The organism is Rhodococcus sp. 66b (assembly GCF_002076325.1).
Classification (GTDB): Bacteria; Actinomycetota; Actinomycetes; order Mycobacteriales; family Mycobacteriaceae; genus Rhodococcus_F; species Rhodococcus_F erythropolis.
On record NZ_MUZB01000002.1, the window covers coordinates 1 to 23,780 of the forward strand.

Below are 23,780 nucleotides of genomic sequence, written 5' to 3' on the forward strand. Positions count from 1 at the left end.
CTCGATCCCTTCGGCTACATGCACGTCCGCAAGGTCGAGCGTGAACTGCTCGCCGAGTACGAGGCCATGATCGCTGATCTCTCTCGTACGCTCGCAACCGACGGATACGATCGCGCCGTCGAGATCGCGGCGCTGCCGGACGTGGTTCGCGGCTACGAGGACATCAAGCTCGGCAACATCGAGCTGTACAAGACTCGCCTGCGCGAACTCGGTGTCGGTGAGTAGGAGCGTCAGCGAGTAGATCGAAGAAGACTGTGCCCCAGCGACCGTTGTCGCTGGGGCACAGTTGTATTCAGAGCTGTATCGTACGGAAACGGGTTCAGGAGGGCGGGAACTGGCCGTCGGCAACCACGGCGCTGCCGTTCCACGTGAAGTTCACTATGTTCGGTCCGCCTTGGGGACAGCAGAATGCGTCGTCGTCCAGCAGCCAACGGTATTGGACGGATACCGAATCCTTGTTGCTGTCGATGACGTGTGTGTACGAGTACGGCTTGCTGGTAGCCGTGCCCAGGTAAGTCCCGTCGTGGAAGAACAGGACGTGTGACTGATACGTCGCATCGCCCACGCCGTCACCATCGACCGAAACCCAGAGCAGGTCAGGACAATTACCGATCTGCTCCTCGCTCGCGGATCTCGGTATCCAGCTGCCGCCGTTGACGTCGGTTCCCAAGGTGCCGATTGCGTCCGTGACGACCGGGGAGTCGACGTCGACACAGGGACCTGAAGCCGGGACTGCAGGCGTCGTCGCCGGCACGGATTCGCTTGCTGGGGTGCCCGATTGCGGCGGGGGAGAACTCGTTACCGTCGTCCCGGATTCGTTTGCCGTCGAGGTCGCCGACGCCGTTGAGCTTGACGCTGTTGAACTAGCCGCCGCCTCGGGTGTTCCCTCGGTCGACCCGCAACCGGCGACCATCAGGGCAGTGGCCGTCACCAGTGCCGAGACAGCGACGGCGGCCGAAATCGGAGCTTTCCTGCGCATGCGTCCTCCAGAGAGTGTGGGTTCACGTGTTCAAGTCCCTCCCTCGTTCTGTCGCCGGGCCGCATGCGTGCGTTATCGAACAACTGATAACGATCAGCTATCGGGCTTCGGTGTTGACGGCTTCGGTGTTTGTGGCTCGAGCGGAGTCGTATCGCACGGATCCGGCAACCACGGTCATCGCGATTTCCGTGGTCAGGAGAGAATCGACCCCTTCGGTGAACGGATCTTGTTTCAGTACGACAAAATCGGCTGCTTTTCCCCGAACCAGTTGGCCGGTCACATCTTCCCACCGGCACGAGTAGGCAGCGTCGCGGGTTGCGTGAGCCAGCGCGTCCGCGAGGGGGAGTGCGTACCCCGGCAGGTTGGGTGCCAGTGACGGATCGATTGCGGATCGACGGGTGGTGGCGATGAACATGTTCGGCAGCGGCGGGTGGGGCGCCGTCGGAGCGTCCGAACCCAACGCCAGAACCGCTCCGGCCTCGGTGAATTCGGGCCAGGGGTACGCGCGATTCACCCGGTAGTCGCCGAGCATCGCCTGCCAGTTCTCTTGGATAGCAGGGTCAGCGTGAACCGGTTGCATCGAGGCGATGATTCCCAGGCGGGCAAGCCTTTCGACGTTGTCCCGGGTGATGGACTCCAAGTGTTCCATTCGGTGCCTGCGGGGAATGTCTCCGTTGGCGGCGATCGCGTACTCGAGTGCCGTCAATCCGATCTCCGACGCCTCGTCGCCGATCGCGTGCATCGCGATCTGCAGGCCTGCGGCGTCAGCGGCTGTCACGACGGGGATCAAGGACTCGAGATCCCAGATGGGCTCGGCGTTGGTGCCGTCAGAGTACGGCTCTTTCATTGCGGCAGTGCAGCTGTCGATCACACCGTCGATGATGATCTTGATTCCGGCGATACGGAGCCACGGACCTTGGACGCGCTCGTGGAGTTCGATCACGTCGTGAACTTGTCGGACGTTGTCGGCCTCGTTGTCCTCGCGGGTCATCAGCCAGTGAGCCGCGACGCGCAGCGGCAATGTGCCGTCTCCTGCATCCAATGCTCTTTCCAGCGAAGCTAATTCGTCCGCGCCGAGAGCCATGTCGACCGCGCCGGTCACGCCGTCCTCGAGATAGTGGCGGAACGCGAGCGCGAGGGCGGCGTCCCGGTCCTCGTCGGATGCGAGCTCCGCCAGTTTCGGCCAGACGTAGAGCATCATGGCGGTCTCGTACAGCATTCCGGTGGCTTCTCCGGTGTCCGGATCCCGGCCGATACGACCGCCGATCGGATCGGGCGTGTGCGCGTCGATGCCGAGTTCTCGCAGTGCTGCAGTGTTCACCCAGACCGAATGTACGTCGTTGGCGTCGAGGTACACCGGGCGATCGGGCACGACGGCGTCGATCATCTCTCGCGTCGGGTGCCCTCCATCCAGCGCGGAGAACAACCAACTGCGACCCAGCAGACGTGGTGCGTCCGGGTTCGATTCCGCGAATTGCTTGATGCTGGACTGAATGTCGGCGAGATCGGTGGCATCACGCAGATCCAACTTCTGCAGCGCGAATCCCATCATGACCAAATGTGTATGGGCGTCGACGAAACCGGGTAGCACGACGGCGCCTTGGAGATCGATCACCTCGGCGTCGGGAGCCAGGATATCGGCATAGACGGTTTCGCCCACGAATCTGAGCTTGTGGTTCTCGACGACTATCGATTCGGCCCATCCGTCGTCGGCAGCCGTGAAGATCTTTCCGTTGCGGTAGTGAGTGATGCTGTCATTCATGACTTCTACGTGATCCTTACGCGATGACGGTAGTAGTGATGGCGGCGCTGTGGTGACGATACGCACCCTCGGTACGTGCGGAGAGTCGGGAAACCAAGGCGAACGGGACTAATAGAACGAAGCTGATCCCGGAGATGATGGCTCCGAAGGTCGGATACCCGAGGCTGGCCGTCACCGAAGTGCCGAACAGTGGCGCGAACGCGGAGCCGATGAGGTAGGTGCCCAGTAGTGGGGCCGACCATCGGCCGGCGGCGTCGAGCGCGGCCGAGATGGCAACCAAGACGATGAACGTGGCCGCGTAGACAGTGTTCCAGGCGATGACCAGTACCAGGTAGATCGTGGGATCGGTGGTGAGGCTGGCAGACAGCTTCAGGATTGCCCCGAGTATCAGTAGCACGGAGATCGATACTGTCCGACTGACCCGAGAACCCAACGCGGTCAAGGTAACAGCCGCGAGCACGCCACCCGCCGTTGATGCGCTCAGCGCGAGACTCATTTGTTGATCCGAGAGTCCGGCGTGCTCGGAACCCATGATGCCGAGTACTGCCCACAGTGAGTCTTCGCTGATCGCCCAGACTGCAAGCATCGCGAGAAATGCGGTTCCGGCAAAAGTGAGTCGTTTCGCGCTTACCCCGGCGGGGAGAGTGGTGGTCGTCTTGGCGGACTTCGCCGTCTCCGGCGACTCTTTCACCGGGGATGACGGCAACCAGGTGACCGTTGCTGCGGTAGCCAGTGCCAGGACTGCGACGATGCCGAATGCGTTGGTCATGTGTGTGCCGAGGATGGGTATGAGAGCGAGGACGGCTGTGACGACGACACGGTTCACGAGGCCGCTGATGCTTGACGCCCGGTCCGGGTTCGTGAGCGCGGCCAGTGCCGCTCCACCAACGGATGCAGATCCGCCAGCGCCGATGCCGCCGACGATGATCGCGGTACACGCGATCATCGTGGACGGTGCGATGGCCGCAACGCCGAATGCGGCTGCCATTGCCATCAGGCTGACGCGGCCGAGGAGATGACGATGCCGACCCGATGCGATACGAGTGGTGGCGAGGCAGGTGAACGCGCAGACCAGCAGCGATGCGGTCAGGACGGCACCGGCGGCGGATTCGGTGACACCGAGGTCCTCGACCATTGCCACGATCATCAGGGGGATGAGGTTCGCGGTGATGAATCCCATGACACCGATGCTGAAGACGGCAATACCGCGGTTGGCGGTGAGTGGAACCCGGTCGGACTGCGTAATCGCAGAAGCGTTGATTGGCACTAGGGCAACCCCATGTCCTGAAGGGGGTGGCGGAACCGACCCCTGATGGCGTGATGCGAGTCACTTAATGAATGTGATTCGTTAAGTATGGGGATGGGCCCTGCCTCGGTCAAGAGGTATAACGAATTTGATTCGTTAATTGTATGTTTCGGGATACCGCCTCCCGCAAAGTGGCGTCGCCGGTCTGTTTCTTGTTGTGAGGCTTATGCTTCCGCAATGGCTGAGATTGCGGAACGCACCCGCTACTTCGAGCGCTACGTCACTTTCGTCGACGCGATTGTCGCTATTGCGATCACGCTGCTCGTCCTGCCGCTGGTCGAACTCACCAGTGACCACCACGGCACCACGTCGGAACTCCTGCGCGATCACGCTGCGCAGTTCTATTCGTTCGCCCTGAGCTTTCTGGTGATCTTCCGTCTCTGGTGGTCGCAGCATCGGCTGCTTCGTTTCGTGGTCGACGGAGACAAGGTGGTTGTGCGCGGGCTGGGGTTGTGGGTGATGACCATCGTGTTCTTGCCGTTCCCGACTGCGCTCGTTGCAGCGCCGTCGCAGGATCTCGGAACCAGGGCTCTCTACATCGGGACAATGGCAGCCAGTGCTGCGTGCCTGGCGGTGGTCGCGTGGGGTCTGGTTCGCAACCCTTCGTTGAGTGAAGAGAATGCGAAGCCGCATTTCACCGCTGAAATCGTCACTTTCCTGATCATGGTGGTGGCGCTGCTCGTCAGTGTGCTCGTTCCGGTGACGTCGTACTTCCCGCTGTTTCTTCTCCTGCTGTCGACGCCGATCGAGAAGCTGTGGAACCGAGTGGCGGCGAAATGGAGTCGCGGTGAAGGTGAGATGAGCTAGTCGGCGCGAGCGGTCATCGCGGATTTCTTGGCTTTGTTTCCGCAGATGTTCATCGAGCACCAGCGTCGGTTGTTGCCGCGGCTGGTGTCGACGTAGAGGCCGGTGCACCCGTCGCCCTGGCAGGCTTTGACGCGGTCGTGGTCGGGTCCACCGAGCACCGCGATCGCGTCGGCAGCCACTATCGACAAAGCGTCGCGGATCGGATTGTGTCCGGCTGATTTCCAGAGGGCCCGGCCACTCTCGAGGACGAGGTGGGCATCACCGAGTTCGGATGCGGTGTTGACGATCCCGACATCGGCGCGTGAGGCGCGGCGGTCCTCGCATACGGCGGTTCCGATGCGATGAATGGCCTCACGTAAATCCTGCGCGCCGCGGAGGTCGTCTTCTGTCGCGGTTGCTGGGGTGTCCATCAGATCGTTGGCGCGTAACCATAATTCGAGTCGCTGCGGGCTCGTGAGTCGTTCGAACCTCGAGCCGTTCCGATTGGTGAGGGTGGCGGTGAAGCGGAAGGCGAGCGTGTCGTTGTCGAGTCGAAACACGTCCCGAGCGGATTGATCAGCTCCTGCTTCGTTCACTTTCATCCTCCTTTGTAGCGAACCATCTCAACCGGTTCGACAGCAACTGTACCTGTGTGAGAGTGTTGAACCGTCTTAGATGGTTCAGCATTTTCGAGAGGGAAATCCATGACTTCTGTTTCCGTGGTCGGTTTGGGTGCGATGGGTCGTCCCATCGCTCGAAATCTGATGGGTGCAGGCTTCGACGTGACGGTGTGGAATCGCAGCCCTGAAGCGGTGGCCGAATTGGTCGCGGAAGGGGCGACTGGCGCGAAAACCGTTGCCGAGGCATTCCAGTCCGGTGTTGTGCTGTCGATGTTGGCGGATGATTCGGCCGTGTCTGCGGCCATTCTGGATCCCGCCGTACTCGCATCCGTTCCGACTGGAACCGTGCACGTCAACATGGCCACCGTCAGCGTCGGCCTTGCCAAGCGCGCCGCCGCACTGCACGCCGAGTACGGCATCGGGTACATCGCGGCGCCGGTATTCGGACGCGTTTCTGTTGCTCAGGCCGGCCAGTTGAACATCATCGCCGGCGGCGACAGTTCCCTCCTCGAGCGAGTGCAACCCTTCCTCGACGTCATCGGGGCTCGCACGTGGCCACAGGGTGAGCGTCCGGAGCAGGCCAACATCGTCAAGATCATCGGCAACTACCTCATCCTTGCCGCGATTCAATCCTTGGGTGAGGCAATCACATTGGGGGAGAGGTCAGGTGTGGACGGAAGCCAACTCGTAGAACTGCTGACCTCGACGATCTTCCCGGGGCCGGTCTACTCCAGCTACGGAAACCTCGTCGCGACGCGTCAGTACGAGCCTGCAGGATTCACCACCACTCTGGGCCTCAAGGATTTGAGGCTTGCGCTCGACGCCGCCGACAGCGTCGATCTGGATTTGCCGTTCGGCGGCGTACTTCGAGGCGTGCTCGCTCAGGCTCTGGCGAACGGTCAGGGCGAGATGGACTGGGCGTCGATTGCAGAACTGGTCCGTTCCGGCCAGTCGGGTGAAGGCAGTCCCGAACCATCGACGAGGTGAGCGCGAACTCGGACGGGACTGCGACTTCTGCACTGGCGGAGACCGATTCCGTCCGGACACTACCGCTGGCCGGGTTGTCGGCACTCGCAATGGCAGGCTTCATAGCGATCACAACCGAAACCATGCCGGCCGGACTACTGGTGCAGATCGGGTCCGGACTGTCCGTATCTGTCTCCGGTGCCGGGCAATTGGTCACTGCATACGCGTTGGGCTCTGTCGTCGGGGCGGTACCACTGATCGCATTGACCCGGGGATTGCGACGACGTGCTGTCCTGGTGTCGGCGACTGTTGGATTCGGTGTCTTCAATCTGGTGACAGCGCTGTCGTCGAATCTTGTTCTCACCTTGGGTGTTCGGTTTCTGGCGGGCATGGCAGCAGGTGTGGTGTGGGGGTTGCTTGCTGGGTACGCACGCAGGATGGCGCCCCCTCGTCTGCAGGGGCGGGCCGTTGCGGTTGCCTCCGTCGGACAGCCGATCGCGCTGGCAATCGGCGTTCCGATGGGTGCGTGGTTCGGGACCCTGGCCGATTGGCGCGTAGTCTTCGCCGTGATGTCGGTTGCTGCGCTACTTCTGGTCGTGTGGATACTCACGGTGATGCCGGACTTTCCCGGGCAACTAGCGGATCGGCAGCTGTCGGTGCGGAAAGTCCTGGTCCTGCCGGGCGTACGACCGATTCTGTTTGTCGCGTTCTTGTGGATCTTCGCGCACAACATCGTGTACACGTATCTGGCGGCGTTTCTGGATCGCATCGGTTTCGGCGATCGGTTGGGAATCGTCTTGTTCGTGTTCGGACTTTTCGCCTTCGTGGGCATCGGTGTGGTCGGGGTGTTTGTCGACCGGGCCGGCGGTGACAGCTTCGCAGTGATCGCACTCAGCGTTGCGGTATGGGGCGTGGCATTCGGAGGCGCTCCCACTCTCCTTCAGACTGCGCTCGCCGACACGACGGGCGACGCTGTGGACACTGCGCAATCGGTTTTCGTGACGATCTTCAATGCGGCGATCGCAGCGGGCGGCGTCGTGGGCGGGCTGATCTTGGCGGACAGGGGTGCGGGAGCGTTGCCGTTGGTTTCGCTGGTGCTGATCGTCGTCGGTGTTCTTGTGGTCAGTATCCGACAATTCGGACATAGCTTGTGATTCACTTCACGCATGCGAAAGTCATTGCTGGTGGTTGCTCTCGTTGCTACGTGGTTTGTCGCCGGAGCGATGCCCGCGGGGGCTGCGGATGCGAACTGGTCCGGTGATTACTCGCTCAAGCGTTTCGCCGCGACCAAGACGGGCACAAGTCTGGCCGCCAGCCAGTGGGAGCCGGATTTCTCCGATACATACACGTTCGAGACGGATTGCTCGAGCGGAGTCTGTATCGCCACAGTGGTCGGCGGTCCGGCTCCCGCCAATCCGACGTTGCCGCAGCCTGCGCGATACACCTGGGACGGAACCAGTTGGGTGCACCCCTATGACTGGGAGTGGGATTGCTACCAGGGGGAAGGCGTGCCCAAGGTGTGGGCACCGGCGCACTCCGAGGCGTATTACACACCTCAGCCCGATGGCAGTCTGAAAGGTTCGTGGCGTACCGACATCGCGAGTGGTCCCTGCGAGGGATCGGTGATCATGCACGTCGAGGCGTACCCGGTCGGTCGATCTACCGGATCCTTTGGTAGTTGAGAACGATCTGTGGCCCGAAGGTGTTGAAACAAATCTGAGCCCGCGGGAATTGATCGAGCCCCATGCACGTTAATTGAGTCAGTAACGCTCAACTTTCTGCAAGGAGGCTTCGGAATGCCAGCATTCTTCGGGCCCGAGGGTCCCGGTCGCATCGATATTTCCCGGCTCATGAGCAGGGCCACCCAGCAACTCATGGCTGACGCTGCACGTGTAGCGGCTGCTCGCGGTGATTCGGATCTCGATGCACTGCACGTTCTCCGCGTCATGGCGGAGCAGGATCCGGTCCGCACGCTCATGCAGCGCGCCGGAGCCGACCCGAAATCCGTGGTCGACGCCGTCGACCTGCGGCTGCCACAAGGCCGTGAGCAGGGGGCCTACTCTGCTCCTGCGCTCAGCAGCGCCGTGAAAACCGCTCTACTCGAGGCTCATCAACTGGCCCGAGCCCTGGGATCGACGTACATCGATCCCGAACACCTCTTCATCGCATTGGCTGGTGACCCCGATCATGTTCCGGGTCGTCTGCTCGCTTCGGCCGGCATCACGCCGGAGAAGCTGCAGGCAGCGGTTCAGAATCCTGCAGCCGGTCCAGTCGAAGACGAGTCCACCACACCGACGCTCGACAAGTACGGCGTCGATCTCACCGATCGCGCACGCAACGGCGGCGTCGATCCGGTGATCGGCCGCGCCGACGAGATCGAACAGACCATCGAGATCCTCTCCCGCCGCACCAAGAACAACCCCGTCCTGGTGGGTGAGGCCGGCGTCGGCAAGACTGCCATCGTCGAAGGTCTCGCCCAGCGCATCGTCGACGGGGATGTCCCGGAATCGTTGGTGGGCAAGAGGATAGTCCAGCTCGAACTCTCGAGCATGGTCTCGGGTACTCGCTACCGCGGAGACTTCGAGGAACGGCTGACCAAGGTGATCGACGAGATCACCGCACACAAGGACGAGCTGATCGTCTTCATCGACGAGATGCACACCATCGCCGGTGCCGGAGGCGGCGCCGAAGGTGCGATGGATGCCGGAAACATCCTCAAGCCCAAGCTCGCTCGCGGTGAACTGCACATCGTCGGCGCCACCACGCTCGACGAATACCGCAAGAACATCGAGAAGGATCCCGCGCTCGAGCGGCGCTTCCAGCCCGTACAGGTCGGGGAGCCGTCGATCGAGGACGCGATCGCGATCTTGAGCGGACTGCGCAGTCGGTACGAGGATCACCACAAGGTGCACTACACCGACGAGGCGATCACCGCTGCGGTGGAGCTGTCGGCACGTTACATCGGCGACAGGTTCTTGCCGGACAAGGCAATCGACTTGATCGACCAGGCCGGCGCCAGGCTTCGGTTGAAGACGGCCACCGTGGACACCGCTGCACTGCAGCAACGTCTCGAGCAGCTCGAGAGCGACAAGGAGAAAGCCGTCGCCGATGAATTGTACGAGAAGGCGTCGACCCTGCGTGACGAGATCAACGGCGTCGCAAAGCGTCTCGAGAAGGCAGGATCCTCGGTTCCTTCCGAGGAAACTCCGGATGTGACTGCTGAACAGATCGCCCAGGTTGTCGCCCGTGCCACGGGTATTCCGGCCAGCCAGATGACTCAAGCAGAGAAAGATCGCCTGCGCCGTCTGGAAGAGGAACTGCACGGTCGTGTCATCGGGCAAGATGACGCCGTTCGCGCAATCGCGCGTGCGGTGCGTCGTAGCCGGACCGGTATGAGCGATCCGGATCGTCCCGTCGGTAGCTTCCTGTTCCTCGGACCCACCGGTGTCGGCAAGACGGAGCTCGCAAAAGCTCTGGCTGCCACACTCTTCGGTGACGAGAACAAGATGCTGCGCTTCGACATGAGTGAGTTCGGTGAGAGGCACACGGTAAGCCGATTGGTCGGTGCTCCTCCCGGATATGTCGGCTACGGCGAGGCCGGACAGCTCACGGAACAGGTGCGTCGTAACCCGTACTCGGTGATCCTGCTCGACGAGATCGAAAAGGCACACCCGGACGTGTTCAACACCTTGCTCCAGGTGCTCGACGATGGGCGTCTGACCGACGGCCAGGGTCGAACGGTGGACTTCAAGAACACCGTCGTGATCATGACCAGCAACCTCGGCTCGGACATCATCTCGAGCAAGTCCGGTGGACTGGGCTTCACCACAGGTGATGCAGAGTCGGCGGAGAAGCCACTGCGCGACCGCGTGATGGCCAGGTTGCGCGAATCGATGCGGCCGGAGTTCCTCAACCGCATCGACGAGATCGTGATCTTCCGCAAGCTCGACACCGAGCAACTGCACCGGATCACTGATCTGTTGCTCGACGACAGCCGGAAGCGGTTGCAGTCCAAGGGCATCGACATCGAGTTCACCGCCGACGCAGTGGACTGGATTGCCGAGCACGGGCATCAACCCGAGTTCGGGGCTCGCCCGTTGCGACGTTCGATTCAGCGTGTGGTCGACGACAAGATCGCCGACATGCTGCTCGATGATCTCCTCGAAGAGGGCGGCAGCATCACCGTCGCGGTTGACGAGGGTGAGTTGGTGTTCAGCTAGGAGGGGCACAGCCCCTGTGAGCGGTTAGGGAGTCTCTGGACTCCCTAACTGCTCACAGGCGCGCAGCGCCCAAAATCTCCGCAGCCAGGGCGTCGTTGTGCCGGAAAAACCCCGCATTGGTACGGGGACGAGGGAAAGCCGCCGACCAGTTGTGGCCTGCAACCCACGGCCCGGCCGCGAAGCGGCGAGGATGAGCTGTGTTGTCCTGGTCGAGAATTCGTGACGTACCGTCGACGGCGAGCTTCGCCGAACTGTCCACGGTCGCACGAAGTTCGACTGCCTCGCCCCGACCGTGAAGCGTCCGCAGGAGCGAGTCACCGCTCGCGCTGATGGAAGCAACCGGCAAGCGTGCTTCGACGAGGGTGTTCGCGGCCACGATGTCGGTGTGCGACGCACTGCGAGCGACAAAGATCCCAGCCCCCGTTGCCGGGTCGATCTCGGTGGAGAACGCTGAATCCGGCCCGAGGAACTGGACGATGCCGGCCTCGTTGAGCGCGATCAACTGTTCCAGTCGCTCGGGTGGCGGACCACTGGCGATGAAGCTGAAGAACGAATGAAGCCAACCCTCGACGTCCTTGGCGACGGATTCGGCCGGGATTCTGCCACGCCGCAGCAATTCTCCGACAGTCATGTACGTCGACAGCAGCGCTGAGAAGACAGCGGCGTCGGCGCTGAAATACGGGTCCGACCTCCGCGCGACGTCTGCCGAGATGTATTCGTTGATCCGGGATTGGACCTCGGCAAGTCCGTCGTAGCGCTCACCGCCGAGTGGGCGGTTCAGTCGCTCGAGATCGATACGGTCTTCCGGCTTCGGAACTGCGTTCTCGACCAGTTCCTGCAATCGAGACGATCCCCAAGCCAGCGAGGCGAATTCGGCGTCGAACTCCTCCCAGGTGCCCACCGTCCGATCCGGGTGCGACGCGAACAGTTCGTGATAGTGGGCGCCTGCCAATTCTTTCGACGCCAGCGGCCAGATGTCGTTTCGGAAATCCAACGGCCCGTCGCCGGGCACAAGATCAGCGGTGAAGAACCGGGGTAGCGGTGGCCGCGCGTCGGCGATCGAGTACGAAATCTTGGAGTGGTACGGCACGCCTCGACGAGATCCGGCGTACAACAGAGGTTCCCGACCCGAGGGAGTGTAAGTGAGGGTGCCGTCCTCACCGCGTTCGAAGACGCCGCCGCGGCTCTCGGCGAGGAGAACCATCCAGTCGATGAAAGCCAGCCCGAGTCCGGCGATCAGAACCGGTTCGCGTTCGGGAATGACATCGGCGTCGAGGTCGGCGGTGTATCCCGGACCTACGTAGGTCAACTCGTGCTCGGACGCGAAGCTGGTCAGCGCGGTTTCACGCGGGGCAGCCAACGCATCGGGGTGCCCTTGCGCGAGAAGGACGGCCGTCGCTTCGATGACAACTCCGTCGTCCAGATGAACCGTCTGTATCTCGCCGACGTTCACGATGTCGACCACGGATCGTCGATGAACCCGAACGTCGACGTGCGCTGGTGCAGAGTCGACCGCGGTCTGGAACACCCAGTTCAGGTATCGGCTCTGCAGTGACCTCGATGCAAACGACGACGGGGTGATCATCGGAACTTCTGCCGCGATTTCGGGAAATTCGGCAAGTTCAGCCGAGTGCTCGGCGACCCATTCCGCGAGGGTCGGACCCGGCAGCACCGGGCCGGTCACGGCGGTGGTCTCGTCGGTGAACATCGTGACGTCCGCGGTTGTCGAATTCATCCACAGAAGCGGCGCCTGCCTGCCTCGCCAAATGCGGCCGGCGCCTGCCGGATACGGGTCCACGACGTGAATGTCGATCGGTATGGGATCGGCGTTCACCGATTCGTGAGCGAGGATTCGCTCGAGTACGCCGGTCCCGCGGGGGCCACCGCCCACGATCACGACGACAGCTGCTGTCCCCACTGAGGTACGGGGTCGATCGCCTGGCACGAGTCCTCCATCGGACCTGGCCGAAAGCACCCGCACCTCAGCAGAGGGGGTTGCTGCGACGTCACGGAGCCAGGACTCTCGATCGCTCTGGATGGTTAGTCCAGCTTATCTTCGGAGAATCGTGAGGCAAGGAATTCCGGACATCAGATCAGCGTGAATCAAACAGTTGTCAATCGTTATCTTTCGGTTTGCGTTGCCGGCAGGATCCGAGCGTGAACATCCCCGAAGCCGATTCGTGATCCGCCGACGCCGGGAGCGGTGGCTGAGATGGCGATGGTGTCGCCGTCTTCGAGAAAGGTTCGAGTCTCGGAGCCCACAGTCACGGGTTCCTTGCCACCCCAGGTCAGTTCGATGAAGGCGCCGCGCTGATCCTTGTCCGGTCCGGAAATGGTTCCGGATGCAAAGAGATCGCCGGTGCTCGCTGCTGCGCCGTTGATGGTGGTGTGCGCGAGCATCTGCGCCGGCGACCAGTACATCTGGGCGTAGGGCGGCCGGGAGACGACGTGACCGTTCCATTCGACGGCCAGGTCGATGTCCAACCCCCACTTCTCCTCGCCGCGCAGGTAAGAGAGAGGTTCGGGGTCCTGCACCGGCGTATCGATTCGGGCCTCTTCGAGCGCGAGCAACGGGACAACCCACGCAGAGATGGACGTCGCGAAGCTCTTCCCGAGATTCGGGCCGAGAGGGACGTATTCCCACGCCTGGATGTCCCGGGCGGACCAGTCGTTCACGACGACGGCGCCGAAGACGTGCTCGGCAAAGTCGTCCGGGGTGATGGAATCGCCCATCTTCGAGGGAGTTCCGACGATGAAGCCCATTTCGGCCTCGATGTCGAGGCGGCGGGACGGTCCGAAATCCGGGTTCTCCTGATCGGGTGACTTGCGCTGTCCGCAGGGGCGAACGATATCGGTGCCGGAGACGACGATGGTGCTCGAGCGCCCGTGGTATCCGACCGGAAGGTGCTTCCAGTTCGGCATCAAGGGGGCAGCGTCGGGTCGGAACAGGCGTCCGAGGTTGGTCGCATGATTTTCCGACGCGTAGAAATCCACGTAGTCGGCCACCGCGATCGGCAAGTGCATTGTGACTGAGTCGACGGGAAACACTGCGTCCGAGACTATTTCGCCGGTCACTAGATCCGTGATCCGATTACGCACCGATACCCACTGATCTCGGCCCAGCGCCATGAACGCATTCAGACTCGGTTCGGCGAAGACGGAATCTCCCAGTGTCGCTGCGAGATCGACCACCGAGTCGGCGACCCGAACACCAACACGCGGTGATCCTCCGGCGGGGGAGAAGATGCCGTATGGCAGATTGTCGATCCCGAACAACGAGTCGGCGGGAATGTCGATGGTCGTGACGGTCATACGAGTGTTCCTTCGGTTTTGTCGGAGCGGACGATCAATCCGAGACCTTCGAGTTCGGTGAGAGGGTCCGAAATGCTACAGGTCCCGAACGAGAGGAAGCGGCGACGCACCTCGCCGGCCTCGTCCGCGGTCAGTTCGGCCAGGGCTTGCGCGATCGATTCGCCATCGCGTTGCGCCAGAGCAGCAACAACTTCCGAGCGGTCGGCGCCCCGCCTCACAGCGTTGACGGCCACCATGATGTTGAGGAAGCCGTGCTGCTCGAAACCTGTCTCCGGATCGGTATTGCGCACGCCGTGATGCAGTCCCGCGGTCGCCTTGAACGGGATACCCGCTCGGACAACGGATATCACGGCGTCGGCGAGCTCGTCCTCGTCCGGGTACGCTTCGGCGACAATTCCTCCGGTGCGAAACTTCGCGGAATACCCGGCGGTTTCGAGCGCCGTCAGAAAGTCCACGCGTCGATCACCGCGGGGTACCTCGACAAAAATGTCCAGGTCGGGATGAGCGGCATGGACGGGAGCGAGTTCCTCGAAGGCGGCTTCGGCGTCCAACCCGTCAGGAATTCCCACTTCGACGGCGGCGACGCTGACACCGGGGATAGCGAGCGCGTTCGACAGTGCCGCCGCCGTATCGGCTGGACCGGCCGGCACAGTCAGACTCAGCGTCACCGGGTTGTCAGCTGAAACGTACGCGGCCAGTTCGCTCAATCGCGGCGCGGGAAAGACGAAGGGCCCGACCAGTGCGTCGTAGTCCGCCTGCTGGTAGGCCGCGTGGGCCGGAACTGCCTCGGCGAGAGGAGCATTGCCGGGTGGGAAGAGTGCTGCGTCGTCGCACAGGCCACGCAGGAGTGGGGAGATGATCGTCATTGCTGAGGCCCCCGCCCTGCCCAACTCCAGGCGTACGCTTCGTCTTCACAGGCCAAGGCTCCCTCACCCAATTCGAGGGGCCGGAACGTATCGACCATCACGGCCAGCTCGTCGAAGAACTCGGCGCCGATGCTTCGCCCGTACGCGCCGGGTTGTGGGCCGTGGGCGTGGCCGCCGGGATGAATCGATATCGAACCCTGCCCGATGCCGGAACCCTTGCGTGCCTCGTAGTCACCGCCGCAGTAGAACATGATCTCGTCCGAGTCGACGTTCGAGTGGTAGTACGGCACGGGGATCGACAGGGGGTGGTAGTCGACCTTGCGGGGCACGAAGTTGCAGATCACGAAGTTGTTCCCCTCGAATGCCTGGTGCGTGGGCGGCGGCTGGTGAACACGGCCCGTGATCGGCTCGTAGTCGGAGATGTTGAAGGTGTACGGGTACAAGCATCCGTCCCAACCGACGACATCGAAAGGGTGCGTGGGATAAACCATTCGGGTGCCGACGATGCCCGCCGACGTGCGGTGCTTGACCAGTACCTCGATGTCGGTGCCTTCGGCGATCATGGGCGCGGTCGGTCCGTGCAGGTCTCGTTCACAGAACGGTGCGTTCTCGAGTAGCTGGCCGAAGCGGGAAAGATAGCGCTTGGGCGGGACGATGTGACTGTTCGCTTCGATGGCGTAGGCACGAAGTGGTTTGTCACCCTTGGGGATCCATCGATGCGTTGTGGACATCGGGATCAGGACGTAGTCACCTTCACAGGCCTCGAGTGTGCCGAAGACAGTCTCGACGGTCGCCTCGCCAGATTCGATGTAGACCATCTCGTCGCCGATTGCATTGCGGTACAGGGGAGATGGCGCCGCCGCAACGACGTAGGACAGTCGCACGTCGGCATTTCCGAGGATGAGACGACGGCCGGTTACCACGTCGGTCTCGTTCCAGGTGCTTTCGGGAAACAGCGTGTGGAGTTTCAGATGGCGCGGTTTGAGGGGATGGTTGGGGGTTGTGCTCTGATCGCGCAGTTCCCAGACCGTTGCGTCGACGATGGCCGACGGGATCTCGCGGTGGTAGAGCAACGAAGAATCCGAGGAGAAACCTTCCTCGCCCATCAGCTCTTCGTAGTAGAGGTTGCCGGACTCGTCACGGTGTTGGGTGTGACGCTTCGGTGGGATGTTGCCGAGTTGTCGATAGAACGCCATGACGGGGCTCCTTCTGTGCTGTTCTGCCTGGCTCACCTCCACCAGATAGTAAATACATTAACTAAAATGATGTGATGGGCGCAACCCTCCAAGGGGGTTCGGGTCTATGTCAGTTACGTCCGCGTACGTCGAACTGGCTGCGGTTGGTGATCAGTTTGTCCAGGAGCATGACAAGAATTCGCTGTTCGGCCTCGCTCAGGACGCTGACCCAGGCGTGTTCGCGTTCGTTCTGCTCGCGAAACGCTTCGACCATGGCTTCTCGGCCTTTGTCGGTCAGGTACAGCTGGACCGAACGGCCGTCGTTCTCGGTGGGCCGACGATCGATCAATCCGTCTGCCAGCAGCGACTTGGACAGATTGGAGACCGCTGCCCTACTCATTCCGGTGAGCTCGGCGGCAGCCTTCGGCTCGATCGGACCGGCCAGCCAGGTGACGAACAACAGTCGGAAGGAGGACCATGACCAGCCTCGAGGGCGGTGGATCGACGACTCGAGATCGTACGTGACGACGTTGGAGGCTCGGTTGAGCGTCAGGAGAACCTCGGTGGCGAGCTGATCGCGAAAGCCGTGTTCGGTGGCCAGCTTTTTGTTGGCCAGTTCGATGAACGACCAGAAATTGAGTTCGCCGACGGTTGACTGGTCATCGGTTGTCCGGTCATTCATGGACTAACCCTAGCGCGATCGGCAGGTGATTAATCTATGTACTAGATTTCGGGGTTCTGATGAAACTTCGCAACCTGGCACTGCGGTCGAGGTTCTGAACTATCGTGACGCGCGTGACTGTGCGCAGCGACGAGTTTCCCCTGGATACCGACCTCATGTCGGTGGGGCAACTCGAGCGGAGACGACGATTGACCACGGCGGTGGTCGAGATGCTTGCAGAGATGCCGTCGGATCGAATCCAGATGAAAGAAGTGTCGGAGCGTTCAGGCGTGGCGCTAGGCACTCTCTATCGCTACTTTCCGACCAAACAGCAACTTCTTGCTGCGGCGATGACGGCGTGGAGCGGGCTCGAATCCGCTCGTCGTCCTGAGGAGTCGCAAACGGGCGGCGAAGAGAGCAACGCGTACGAACGGGTTCTGGCACTTCATCGCCGCGAGATGAAGGCATTCGAGCGTAGGCCTCACTTCGCTCGACTCGAGATCGAACTCCATTCGTCCTCGGATCAGTTCGTGATCGAGTCGTTGGATCAGCGCGCGACTGCACATCGGAGAATGCTGTTCGAATTGATGGACGGTATTCCGGCCGAGACGGCGCGGGTTGCGGCCGTGGCAATGGGCGGCACGATGTTGACGGCCCTTGCACTGTGGACCAGTGGCCGGATCGGATTCGCAGAGGCCCAGCGGAACGTCGAAGACGTCATCGGACTGGTACTTCGCTGAACGGTGTCACTCTAGAATTCAGTTCTTGTTTCTGTCGCTGTGAATGCGAATCATCGCTTCAGCTTCGTGAAAACGAAGACGCAGGAAGCGTCCTTACCTAGAATTCACTTACAAAACTGCCGGGATGTCCGATCCAAGGATCGACGTGTCCGTGAACTGTGAAAGTGAGTCGCAATGAAGCGCTCGTACCGAGCTCGCTCTCGAATCTGGATGGTTGTCCTGGCGTCGGCGACACTGGTGGTGACGGGGTGCGCCGGTAGCAGCCAAGGTACGACCACGGATGCATCGGACGTGACGGTCGGAGTTGTCGGTGACCAGAACAACGGGGGAGAGCCGCGCTCGGGTGGCACCGTGTCGTTTGCCACCTACAACGGGATCAGCAGTCTCGATCCGGCTGACCGTCAGGACGGCGGCGCTACCGGTGGTAGCGAAATGGCAGCCATCTACGACCTTCTGATGCGCTTCGATACGGCGGCGGGCGAATACGTTCCCCACTTGGCGCAGTCTTTGTCGGCCAACGGCAACAACACGGTGTGGACACTGAAATTGCGCGACGGCGTCACCTTCAGCGACGGCACTCCGATGGACAGTGCGGCAGTCCTGTGGAGCATCGATCACTATCTGCAGAAGAAGGGAACTCACGCGCTGGTGTGGAAGACCGCTGTGCGCGAGATGAATTCACCGGATCCGAGTACGGTCGTCTTCACATTGGCGCAGCCGTGGGACGAGTTCCCGATCATGTTCACCACCGGTCCCGGCATGATCGTCGCGCCCTCGGCGATGGCTACCGGCACGTTCACCCCGATCGGGGCAGGTCCGTTCACCGTCGAGAAGTTCGCCTCCCAGGACGAATTGGTGCTCGCTGCCCGTCCGACGTACTGGGACGGGGCGCCGTACCTCGAGAAGTTGCGCTTTCCGGCAATCGTCAACGAGAAGAGCAAACTCGAGGGATTGCACACCGACGGAATTCAGGTCGCCTATCTGAAGTCTCCCGATTTCATACACGAGGCTTTCGAAGCCGGTGATCCAGGATTTGTGTACTCGGCCAGCATGGCCGGCGTTCTGGCAATCAATCAGCGCGACGATCGGGCAGCGAAGGACGAGCGCGTGCGTAAGGCGATTGTCGCTGCGGTGGACCCGACTACGTTCAACGAGCGAGTTCAGGGCGGCTTCGGCGAACCCGGCACCGACATGTTCGCGTCGTGGTCGCAGTGGCACGGATCGGTGGCCGGGAACGGCTTCGACCCCGAGGCGGCGAAGAAGTATCTCGCCGAGGCGAAGGCCGACGGTTACGACGGAAAACTGACGTACGTCGGTATGAACGATCCGGCGACGCAGCGCAGCGCACTGACGTTTCAGTCGCTCTTGCAGGCAGTGGGTTTCACGGTCGAAATCACCTACGCAACCAGCATCAACGATCTGATTTCCATGCTGTACGCGAAGCATGACTACGACGTGTCCTACTTCGCGTTCAACGTGCTGGAAGAGTCACCGTTCGTGCGTATGTACGGCAACCTGTTCAGCGAATCGCCGTCGAACATTCTCGGCTACAAGAACGCTCGGATGGACGAGTTGCTCGGCAAGCTGCAAACAGCGTCGGGCGAGGATGAGCGGCGAGCCGTCATCGACGATATTCAAACCGTGGTCAACGAGACGGCGCCGATGGCCGTGGTCAACTCCGGCAAGGTTTTCATCCCGTGGCGCGAGAACGTGCACGGAGTGATGCCGAGTGCGGACGGGATTCTGCTCTTCGGCAACACGTGGTTGAGTTGATCCCCGCATAGGGGCCCGTGCCCCTCGAGGCGCTCGTCGCTGTCACTGACCGGTGGTTGGGGGCGGCCCGACGACCTCCAGGTCCAGTTCGGCACGAGCGCGCCCGAATCCTTCACCCGGGAAGGTCATGTCGCCTCCTTCGACGTGGATGTGAGCCTCGGTCGGACGGTTCATGTATTCGAAGAACTTCTCGAACACACCGGTGGTCAGGAGTCCGAGCATCTGCGTGCTGTGGCTGGCGAACGAGAAGCTGTGCACGGTACCGGCAGGTGCGTGAAGGAAGTCACCCTTGGTCAGAAGGATTTCCTTACCGTTCGCGTGCAACAGAAGTCGGCCCTCGAGGCAGAAGAAGTTCTCAGTGTGCTGACGGTGGAAGTGCAACGGAATGTATGGACTCTTGCCGCCGCTGGTGTGCATCGCGAAGTACGTTGAATCCGTGTTTCGGGAGCGTGCGAGATAGGTGTTGAGTTGGTCCATGCTCGCCCATCGGTCACCTTCTCCAGCGTGCAGGACGTAGGCCGAATTGGACTGGGGCAAAATCGATCCCGGCGAGGACGGAAGATCCTTCTTCTCCAGGTCCAGTACCCGAACTCCGTACTGTGCTGCGAGTTCGGATTGACGCGCATCCGAAACCTTCTGGTCAGCGCTGATGTCGAAGACGTGCGACGGAGTGGCGGTGCCCGATGCTGCGCCCCAACTGTGTCCGTCACCGACGGTGAGCCAACTCAGGAATCGCGTGCGATGCGCGAGCATGCGGTACGCGTACGGCGTGCCGGGTGGGATCGACACTGCGTCTCCCGCTACGAGGACGTTGGTTTCGCCCGGAAGCCAGACTTGGAGTCGACCATCGGTGACGTACAGGAAGCGGAATTCGTCAGAGTGCTGGACGAACGGTGTCTCTACGCCGGCACCGCCGTAGACGTAGGCGGCACCGAACTGTCCACCCGTATCCTGCGGGCGGGCGATGACTGTGAGGAGTTGGCCGCCCAGTTGGTATCGCTCACCTTCGCCGGCAGAAAGGTGATAGGGCACGCAACGCCCTGGCAGAGAATCCGATTCGGGAACTGTGGACTGGACGTCGTCGAGGCTCGGAATGTCGAATGTGGTCATGTGACGGGTGCACCTGCTTTCAGCGTTCGAGAGAAAAAGGCTTCGATTGCCGCGAACGACGCGCACGGGTGAAGTTCGACGAACTGCTTCCAACGATTGGTGGAGGCTCGGATGGTTGCGGGCGCCGACGGATCGCGCTCGAGGTGCCCCTGATCGAGACTGAGGCCGGGTCCCAACTCCAACACATGGCCCGGATTGAAGAATCCGTGGCCGAAACCGTCGACGAGATACAGGATCACGTCGTTTCCGTAGGAGGCGAGCGACTCGTACAGAGTGACGCTCTGGTGGAAGGGAACCATCGTGTCCTCGCTCCCGTGCATGACGAGGAACGGGGGTGTGCTGCCCTTGGCTACGCGGGCCGGGCTCGCATCGTATGCGGCGGCAAGGTTGTCTCGAATCGGTCCACCCAACAGTGATGCCTCGGGCGATCGTTTTTCGGATTCGGAACTCGGAGACGAAAGATCTACCAGTGCAGGTAGATCCGATGGACCGTAACCGTCGACGACGGCGTGGACAGCGGAGCTGACGGACGAGGCCTCTTCGTGTTCGAGGCACAGCGTCGAGGAATGGATGCCGGCAAGCGCTGCGAGGTGCCCTCCTGCCGACGATCCCCAGAGTCCAATTCGATCAGGATCCACACAATGTTCGGCGGCGTTGCTGCGCAGCCAGCGCACTGCGCGCCGAACGTCGAGCAATTGGCCGGGGTGAATTGTGTCCGGCGCCAACCGGTAGTCGATGCTGACCATCACGTATCCCGCTGAAGCGAAATGCTTCGCGAGGTCTGGGCTGGCCGTGCGGTCTTGTAGCCGCCATCCGCCGCCGTGGATCCACACGATTGCAGGCAATGGCTGCGGTGGGTCCTTCGGTCGGACTATGTCGAGATGTAAGCCAGGGGCGTACTCGACGGTGGAATGGCGGACATCGGTCGAAACCGTGTCCACGTGGGTGAACTCCTTCGACGTGAACCCGGGCCTGGGTCGTCGCTTTCGCGGTTGTAAGGCCTCTCCTTAGGTCACTGTCTAGTAAGGCAAGGTAACAGGAAAGCGAGAGATCCGGAAGCGAACATCCGATTCTTCGAGAAGGATCGGTCACAGGGCACGACACCCCGTGCGCCTTTTGGGTAGTGCCCACTACCAAAAAGGCGCACCGGGGCTTTGCCCCTAAAGCTCCGCTCGTACCACCTTCGCGGCTTCGACGAGGTTACGCAGTGACGCTTCGACCTCGACGGAACCGCGAGTCTTCAATCCGCAGTCGGGGTTGACCCACAATCGTTCGACCGGAACAGCTTTGAGTGCTTCGCGTAGCGACTCCGCGATCTCGTCGACGCTCGGCACCCGCGGCGAGTGGATGTCGTAGACACCGGGGCCGACGCCGAGGTCGAACCCGACCGAACTGAGATCGTCGAGGACCTCCATGTGTGAGCGTGCTGCCTCGATGGACGTGACGTCCGCGTCGAGGCCGGCGATGGCGCCGATCACCGCTCCGAACTCGGAGTAGCACAGGTGCGTGTGGATCGCGGTGGAATCCGCGACGCCCGAGGTGGCCAACCGGAAGGCGCCGACCGACCAGTCCAGGTAGGCGCGCTGATCCTCGGCACGCAGTGGGAGTAGTTCTCGCAGAGCCGGTTCGTCGACCTGGATGATTCCGATTCCGGCGGCCTGCAGGTCGACGGTCTCGTCTCGAATGGCCAGTGCGACTTGATTTGCCGAGTCGGCGAGGGGTTGGTCGTCGCGGACGAACGACCAGGCCAGAATGGTGACTGGTCCGGTGAGCATGCCCTTGACCGGCTTGTCGGTCAGGGACTGTGCGTACGTGATCCAGTCGACGGTCATCTGCTTCGGGCGCGAGACGTCGCCGTACAGAATCGGCGGACGCACGCAGCGGGTGCCGTACGACTGGACCCAACCGTTGGCGGTGGCGAAGAATCCGTCCAACTGCTCCGCGAAGTACTGGACCATGTCGTTGCGTTCCGGCTCACCGTGAACAAGCACGTCCAGGTCCAGCTTTTCCTGGAGCGCAACAACTTCGGCGATCTCGGCGCGCATACGGTTGACGTACTCGGCTTCGTCGATCTCACCTTTGCGCAGTGCTGCGCGAGCGATGCGGATCTTCGAGGTTTGCGGGTATGAACCGATGGTCGTCGTGGGCAGCGGCGGCAGAGAAAGCAGCTCGTCCTGGGCAGCGCGACGTTCGGCGGCGGGCGCGCGACCGGTCGCCGAGTTCAGCACCGCGTCCAGACGGCCTCGAACACTCGCATCATTAAGTCTGCGATCGTCCTTGCGGGTCGACGCGGCCGCTCGTGCCAGAGCGAACTCGTCCTCCACCGACTCTCGGCCCTGTGTGAGAGCGGTTGCGAGAGTTACTACTTCCTTGACCTTCTCGGTGCCGAACGCGAGCCACGAGCGCAGGGCCTTGTCGACATCGGACTCAGCGTCGAGTGTGTACGGAACGTGCAGCAGGGAGCACGACGTGGAGACGGCAAGCGTGTCCACGCTGCCGAGCAAGGCACCCAAAGTGCTCAGTGCCGAGTCCAGATCGGACCGCCAGATGTTTCGTCCGTCGACCACTCCGGCGACGATTAGTTTGCGGGCGAGTTCAGGTACGGAGCCGATCGAATCCTGACCGGCCACCAGGTCGACGGCAAATCCTTCGACGCCGGTGGACGCAAGCGCGGGCAACGCGTCACGCAGCGAACCGAAGTACGACGCCAACAGGATCGACGGCCGCTCGGACAGCGCTGAAAGCTGTTCGTACGCAGCGCGTGCCGCTTCGATTTCCTCATCGGTGCGATCGCCCACGAGGGCGGGTTCGTCGAGCTGAACCCAGCTCGCACCGGCCTTCGCGAGCCGACCGAGTAGATCCGCGTAGAGGGGGAGTAGTTCGTCGAGCCGCGAGAGCAGCGGCTCGTCTGTGCCGACAGCCTTCGAGAGCAGCAGGAAGGTGACCGGTCCGATGACGACCGGGCGGGCTGCAATGCCGTCGGAAAGTGCTTCTGCCAGTTCGGACAAGACCTTGGACGGGTCGAGTGCGAACGTGGTGGACGGTGAAATCTCCGGCACCAGGTAGTGGTAGTTGGTGTCGAACCACTTCGTCATTTCGAGTGGCGCGATGGTGTCCGTCCCACGGGCAGCGGCAAAGTAGCGGTCCAACGGATCGGCGACCGACGCGACGCGGTCGGGCAGCGCGCCGAGAAGAACTGCGGTGTCGAGCATCTGGTCGTAGAAGGAGAAGGTATTGACCGGGATGGAGTCGAGGCCCAGGTCACGGAGGTCGGCCAAGCCCTGCCGACGGAGGTCACGGGCGACAGCCTGCAGGGCGTCGGCGTCGATGCGCCCTGCCCAGTAGCTTTCGGTTGCCCGCTTGAGTTCTCGATGAGGACCGATGCGCGGTGAGCCCAGCACGGTCGAAGTGAATGTTGTTGTCACGGAGTTTCTCCAGATTGCCAATGCATTGATGGCCACTGCCGGCAGACGGGTATACCTCACGAGACCTCGAGTTTCGGCG

The 23,780-nt window shown here is 61.9% G+C and carries 20 protein-coding genes and 1 riboswitch; of the genes, 8 read left to right on the top strand and 12 right to left on the bottom strand.

Annotation, left to right across the window (positions count from 1 at the left end):
• Positions 1-225 (top strand): DUF6537 domain-containing protein (locus B0E55_RS02965; protein WP_133053397.1); only part of this gene is annotated, 225 nt, incomplete at its 5' end.
• Between the two features lie 94 nt (positions 226-319).
• Here B0E55_RS02965 and B0E55_RS02970 read toward each other — a convergent pair.
• The 3 genes from B0E55_RS02970 to B0E55_RS02980 all read right to left on the bottom strand — a co-directional run bounded on the left by B0E55_RS02970 (position 320) and on the right by B0E55_RS02980 (position 4,008).
• Complete coding sequence (locus B0E55_RS02970) at positions 320-979, bottom strand: LppP/LprE family lipoprotein (protein WP_080909065.1); 660 nt, start codon at positions 977-979, stop codon at positions 320-322.
• A gap of 97 nt (positions 980-1,076) precedes the next feature.
• Complete coding sequence (locus B0E55_RS02975; RefSeq protein WP_020970557.1) at positions 1,077-2,741, bottom strand: amidohydrolase; 1,665 nt, start codon at positions 2,739-2,741, stop codon at positions 1,077-1,079.
• Positions 2,742-2,757: 16 nt separating this feature from the next.
• Positions 2,758-4,008 (bottom strand): MFS transporter, encoded by a 1,251-nt coding sequence (locus B0E55_RS02980; RefSeq protein ID WP_078377366.1) that lies wholly within the window; start codon positions 4,006-4,008, stop codon positions 2,758-2,760.
• 216 nt (positions 4,009-4,224) lie between these two features.
• Here B0E55_RS02980 and B0E55_RS02985 point away from each other — a divergent pair, with 216 nt between their 5' ends.
• Positions 4,225-4,854 carry a TMEM175 family protein gene (locus tag B0E55_RS02985; RefSeq protein WP_019745022.1) on the top strand — a complete coding sequence of 210 codons (630 nt, stop codon included), beginning with the start codon at positions 4,225-4,227 and terminating at the stop codon, positions 4,852-4,854.
• Here the strand turns inward: B0E55_RS02985 and B0E55_RS02990 are convergent.
• A complete protein-coding gene (locus B0E55_RS02990) occupies positions 4,851-5,435 on the bottom strand; it encodes a CGNR zinc finger domain-containing protein (RefSeq protein WP_019745021.1) in 585 nt (194 codons plus the stop codon). The genes B0E55_RS02985 and B0E55_RS02990 overlap by 4 nt on opposite strands.
• A gap of 102 nt (positions 5,436-5,537) precedes the next feature.
• On the opposite strand from B0E55_RS02990, the gene B0E55_RS02995 reads away from it, so the two are divergent.
• The 4 genes from B0E55_RS02995 to B0E55_RS03010 all read left to right on the top strand — a co-directional run bounded on the left by B0E55_RS02995 (position 5,538) and on the right by B0E55_RS03010 (position 10,639).
• Positions 5,538-6,440 (top strand): NAD(P)-dependent oxidoreductase, encoded by a 903-nt coding sequence (locus B0E55_RS02995; RefSeq protein WP_046379105.1) that lies wholly within the window; start codon positions 5,538-5,540, stop codon positions 6,438-6,440.
• A complete protein-coding gene (locus B0E55_RS03000) occupies positions 6,437-7,573 on the top strand; it encodes an MFS transporter (protein WP_080909066.1) in 1,137 nt (378 codons plus the stop codon). Before B0E55_RS02995 ends, B0E55_RS03000 begins: the two co-directional genes overlap by 4 nt.
• A 12-nt stretch (positions 7,574-7,585) precedes the next feature.
• Positions 7,586-8,101: a hypothetical protein gene (locus B0E55_RS03005; protein ID WP_019745018.1), complete on the top strand. Its 516-nt coding sequence runs from the start codon at positions 7,586-7,588 to the stop codon at positions 8,099-8,101.
• Positions 8,102-8,215: 114 nt separating this feature from the next.
• Positions 8,216-10,639: an ATP-dependent Clp protease ATP-binding subunit gene (locus B0E55_RS03010; protein WP_029256076.1), complete on the top strand. Its 2,424-nt coding sequence runs from the start codon at positions 8,216-8,218 to the stop codon at positions 10,637-10,639.
• 52 nt (positions 10,640-10,691) lie between these two features.
• Here the strand turns inward: B0E55_RS03010 and B0E55_RS03015 are convergent, their stop codons facing one another.
• The 5 genes from B0E55_RS03015 to B0E55_RS03035 all read right to left on the bottom strand — a co-directional run bounded on the left by B0E55_RS03015 (position 10,692) and on the right by B0E55_RS03035 (position 16,674).
• Positions 10,692-12,557, bottom strand: a complete 1,866-nt coding sequence (locus tag B0E55_RS03015; RefSeq protein ID WP_080909067.1) for an FAD/NAD(P)-binding protein — start codon at positions 12,555-12,557, stop codon at positions 10,692-10,694.
• A 31-nt stretch (positions 12,558-12,588) separates the two neighbouring features.
• Positions 12,589-12,682: riboswitch (SAM riboswitch) on the bottom strand.
• A gap of 78 nt (positions 12,683-12,760) precedes the next feature.
• Positions 12,761-13,951: a fumarylacetoacetase gene (gene fahA / locus B0E55_RS03020; RefSeq protein ID WP_080909068.1), complete on the bottom strand. Its 1,191-nt coding sequence runs from the start codon at positions 13,949-13,951 to the stop codon at positions 12,761-12,763.
• Positions 13,948-14,817 carry a hypothetical protein gene (locus B0E55_RS03025; RefSeq protein ID WP_019745014.1) on the bottom strand — a complete coding sequence of 290 codons (870 nt, stop codon included), beginning with the start codon at positions 14,815-14,817 and terminating at the stop codon, positions 13,948-13,950. The genes fahA and B0E55_RS03025 overlap by 4 nt, the downstream gene beginning before the upstream one ends.
• Complete coding sequence (locus tag B0E55_RS03030; RefSeq protein ID WP_080909069.1) at positions 14,814-16,013, bottom strand: homogentisate 1,2-dioxygenase; 1,200 nt, start codon at positions 16,011-16,013, stop codon at positions 14,814-14,816. Before B0E55_RS03030 ends, B0E55_RS03025 begins: the two co-directional genes overlap by 4 nt.
• 109 nt (positions 16,014-16,122) lie before the next feature.
• Positions 16,123-16,674: a MarR family winged helix-turn-helix transcriptional regulator gene (locus B0E55_RS03035; RefSeq protein ID WP_019745012.1), complete on the bottom strand. Its 552-nt coding sequence runs from the start codon at positions 16,672-16,674 to the stop codon at positions 16,123-16,125.
• 104 nt (positions 16,675-16,778) lie between these two features.
• Between B0E55_RS03035 and B0E55_RS03040 the strand changes: the two genes are divergently transcribed.
• Together B0E55_RS03040 and B0E55_RS03045 are read left to right on the top strand one after the other, a co-directional pair.
• On the top strand, positions 16,779-17,393 hold the full coding sequence (locus tag B0E55_RS03040; RefSeq protein ID WP_080909070.1) for a TetR/AcrR family transcriptional regulator: 615 nt from the start codon (positions 16,779-16,781) through the stop codon (positions 17,391-17,393).
• A 174-nt stretch (positions 17,394-17,567) separates the two neighbouring features.
• Positions 17,568-19,166: an ABC transporter substrate-binding protein gene (locus B0E55_RS03045; protein ID WP_021332161.1), complete on the top strand. Its 1,599-nt coding sequence runs from the start codon at positions 17,568-17,570 to the stop codon at positions 19,164-19,166.
• A gap of 42 nt (positions 19,167-19,208) precedes the next feature.
• Here the strand turns inward: B0E55_RS03045 and B0E55_RS03050 are convergent, their stop codons facing one another.
• The 3 genes from B0E55_RS03050 to metE form a co-directional block, all read right to left on the bottom strand.
• On the bottom strand, positions 19,209-20,276 hold the full coding sequence (locus B0E55_RS03050; protein WP_080909071.1) for a quercetin 2,3-dioxygenase: 1,068 nt from the start codon (positions 20,274-20,276) through the stop codon (positions 19,209-19,211).
• Positions 20,273-21,217 carry an alpha/beta hydrolase gene (locus tag B0E55_RS03055; protein WP_080909072.1) on the bottom strand — a complete coding sequence of 315 codons (945 nt, stop codon included), beginning with the start codon at positions 21,215-21,217 and terminating at the stop codon, positions 20,273-20,275. The genes B0E55_RS03050 and B0E55_RS03055 overlap by 4 nt, the downstream gene beginning before the upstream one ends.
• Positions 21,218-21,436: 219 nt before the next feature.
• Positions 21,437-23,701 (bottom strand): 5-methyltetrahydropteroyltriglutamate--homocysteine S-methyltransferase, encoded by a 2,265-nt coding sequence (metE, locus tag B0E55_RS03060; RefSeq protein ID WP_080909248.1) that lies wholly within the window; start codon positions 23,699-23,701, stop codon positions 21,437-21,439.
• Between the last annotated feature and the right edge of the window lie 79 nt (positions 23,702-23,780).